This is a genomic window from Ruminococcus sp. (genome assembly GCF_045129435.1).
In the GTDB taxonomy this organism is placed as follows: Bacteria; Bacillota; Clostridia; order Oscillospirales; family Acutalibacteraceae; genus Ruminococcoides.
Genome location: NZ_JBGVJL010000142.1, coordinates 1 through 2,960, shown reverse-complemented (window position 1 = coordinate 2,960; position 2,960 = coordinate 1). Strand labels below are relative to the sequence as shown.

Sequence of the window (2,960 nt, the reverse complement as noted above, 5' to 3'; positions counted from 1 at the left end):
CACAGCACTCGCCTTTGAAGAAGATGTAAAAAAAGCCTTTGAAATTCGCAAAGCAGAGTTTGAAAATCCAAAGACTAAGTTTATTTTATAATTATTTAATTTATGGCTTCCCCTATCAGGCATTACCCTGTTAGGGGAAGTTTTTTTTGGTTCTTTTTCAATAGTTGGGGTAAATTATGATTTTTATTACGAGAAGATAGTCTGCAAAATAATAATTTTCTTGTTCCCGACAATGACTTGGTAATGGTCGGGAGTTAAAAGTTTTGAAATTTGCCTTAATTTTCTACTCGGACATAAAAATTTGGTCAACCTTTTTCAAAGGTTGTGAGTGTGGGCAAAGCCCACAAATACTTTCGGTTTATGCAAAATTCTGATAGCCAAACAGCCCGCTGTTTGGTGGCTTGAACACAATAGCGAAAGCCTTATGATTGCGATAGCAACACAAGACAGAAAAGATGTTCTTTCTCAATTTATAAACGATTTCTTTTAAAGGGCAGTCGCCTGTTTTGTCAAACTTTGATGTATCACACAAACAGCGTTGCTGTTTGTGCATAATAGAAAGATATAAAAACAACTTTTCTTGGGCTTTGCCCAAACCCACGAGCCTTTAAAAAGGCTCGACCTAAATTTTATATTATTTATCTGAAGTTTTCTGCTAACCAATGCAACACGGCAGTCAGTTTAAAACTGTGAATTAATTTTAATATCCGTGGCTGACATTCACCCAACTGCCGCCGTTTTTTCTTACCAAAATCCAATGCCAACGGTAGGTTGAGCCCTCCGACAGTGTGTCGTGTTTACGAGCTTTTTCTACATAAAATGATGAATTCAGCACTATTACCTGATCTGCATTATTCCTCTCGGCAAAGTCCTGATTCAGACTTAAAGAGTCATCTCCGGCATAGTATAATTCCTGCAAATTACAGCCGCCAAAATATGTAAAAAAGTATTTTTTAACCACATTTGCGGCATCGTCAATTTCCTGCTGTGTATAGACCTTTGAATTTACATTCTGTGACTTTACACTTACAATATTGCCGCAAGCACACAAACTTAAAAGCATTGTAATACACATCAAAGCACTTATTATTTTCTTCACTGTTATACCTCAAATAATTTTCATCAAACTTTAAATTATGCAATATATTTCCTCAGGCACTCTGCCCTTTGTGGAATACACGCTTATTCCGCTTTCGGTCTGCTCTTTTACTGCATTAACAACCTCTTTTGTGATAACTTCGCCCTTTGCCACAATCGGTATTCCCGGCGGATATGCCCACACATATTCGAGCGAAATTTTATTAATGCTGTTCTCAAGCTTGGTAAAAGCTCCCACTCTGCCATAACATTCACTTGGGTTTAAGGCAAGTCTTGGCACTTTAGGATTAATCGGCGGTATGTTTAATTCCTTTACAGAACATTCGCTGTCAATAATCCGCAACGCATTTATAAGCCTTTCAAAGCCGTCCTGAGTATCGCAGACTGTGGTAATCAGCAGTACATAATCAGAGCAAACCATTTCAGGCTCAAGATTAAATTCATTTCTGAGCCTGTCTGCAAGCTGTGTGCCGCTTATGCCGAGTCCTCGCACCGACACTGTAAGCTTGGAAATATCAAAGTCAAAAAAGCTGTGATTTTTAATATTATCGTTGCCGTAGCCGAGAATTTTTATATTTTTTAATTCCTTACATTTTTCATTAAAAGAATTAAGTCTAATTATATATTCCTCAAAGGCTTTTTGGTTTTGGCAGTATTCAAGGCATTTTTCGATTGCCGACATAAACACATATGACGGACTGCTGGTTTCAAAAATTGCAAGATTTTCCGCAAGCGGTTCGATTAGTTCTTCCTTATTCGTTATCAGCAACGCTGTTTGCGTGAGTGACGGCAAGGTCTTGTGCAGACTTGTCACCGCTACATCTGCACCACTCTGCACCGCCTCATTCGGAAAAGCCTTTGAGAACGGAAAGTGTGCCCCATGTGCCTCGTCAACAAGCACCCTTACATTGTGAAGATGTGCAATTTTTGTTATCTCCTCTATGTCTGACACCACTCCCTCATAGGTTGGAGAAGTGATAATCAGCAGGGTTGCGTCAGGGTTATTCTTTATCGCAGATTCTGCTTGCTCGGGTGTTATAGAAGTATTTATGCCAAAGTTATTGTCAATATTTGGCACGATGTATGCAGGGTTCAGTCCACATAATTCAAGTGCGTTGTACACAGACTTATGGCAGTTTCTTGCCACAAGCACCTTATCTCCCCTGTTTGTCATTGCCCGTACGGCAGAGAGTATTCCGCCTGTTGAGCCGTTTACAAGCAAAAAGGCTTTACGCACATTATAAAGTCTTTCCGCAAGGCTCTGCACCTCAAGAATACAGCCATCTGCATTGTGCAGATTGTCAAAGCCGTCAATCTCGGTAAGGTCGATTTCATACGGCATTGTGCCGTCATAAAGCAGAGCGTTCCGCTTATGCCCAGGCATATGAAACGGATACGCTCCCGACTTTGAATATTTTTTCAATTTATCGTACAGCATTACCAATCAGTACCAAACTCACGAAGTTCAAGTCCCTTGTTATGCTCAAGTGCCCAGTCAATGCTCCAGTAGCTTGTAAAGAGCAAAAGGTAGTTGCCCTTTAAGTCCTGAATACGCTTTGTGTCTGAGGCAAGGTCAAGCTCCTTAGGGTTGATGTCTTTATTAACAATCCATCTGATGTACTCATACGGAAGATTTTCCATAACAATGTCAACATTGTACTCATTTTCAAGGCGATATTTAAGTACATCAAACTGGAGCACACCAACAACGCCAACGATTACTTCCTCCATACCTGCGTCAAGCTCCTGGAAAATCTGAATTGCACCCTCCTGCGCAATCTGTGTAACTCCCTTTACAAACTGTTTTCTCTTCATTGAGTCAACAAGCCTTACTCTTGCAAAGTGCTCCGGTGCAAAGGTTG

Annotated in this window: 2 protein-coding genes and 1 pseudogene; all 3 read right to left on the bottom strand. The window is 40.2% G+C overall.

From position 1 onward, the window contains the following. Window positions 1–700: 700 nt before the first annotated feature. Entirely contained in the window at window positions 701–1,099 is a 399-nt protein-coding gene (locus ACJMMI_RS06885) for a lipoprotein (RefSeq protein WP_405354483.1), read from the bottom strand. A gap of 30 nt (window positions 1,100–1,129) precedes the next feature. Further along, a complete protein-coding gene (locus ACJMMI_RS06880) occupies window positions 1,130–2,521 on the bottom strand; it encodes an aminotransferase class I/II-fold pyridoxal phosphate-dependent enzyme (RefSeq protein WP_405354481.1) in 1,392 nt (463 codons plus the stop codon). Window positions 2,522–2,535: 14 nt separating this feature from the next. Next, window positions 2,536–2,960 (bottom strand): annotated as a pseudogene (locus ACJMMI_RS06875) (peptide chain release factor 3); the annotation flags it as partial.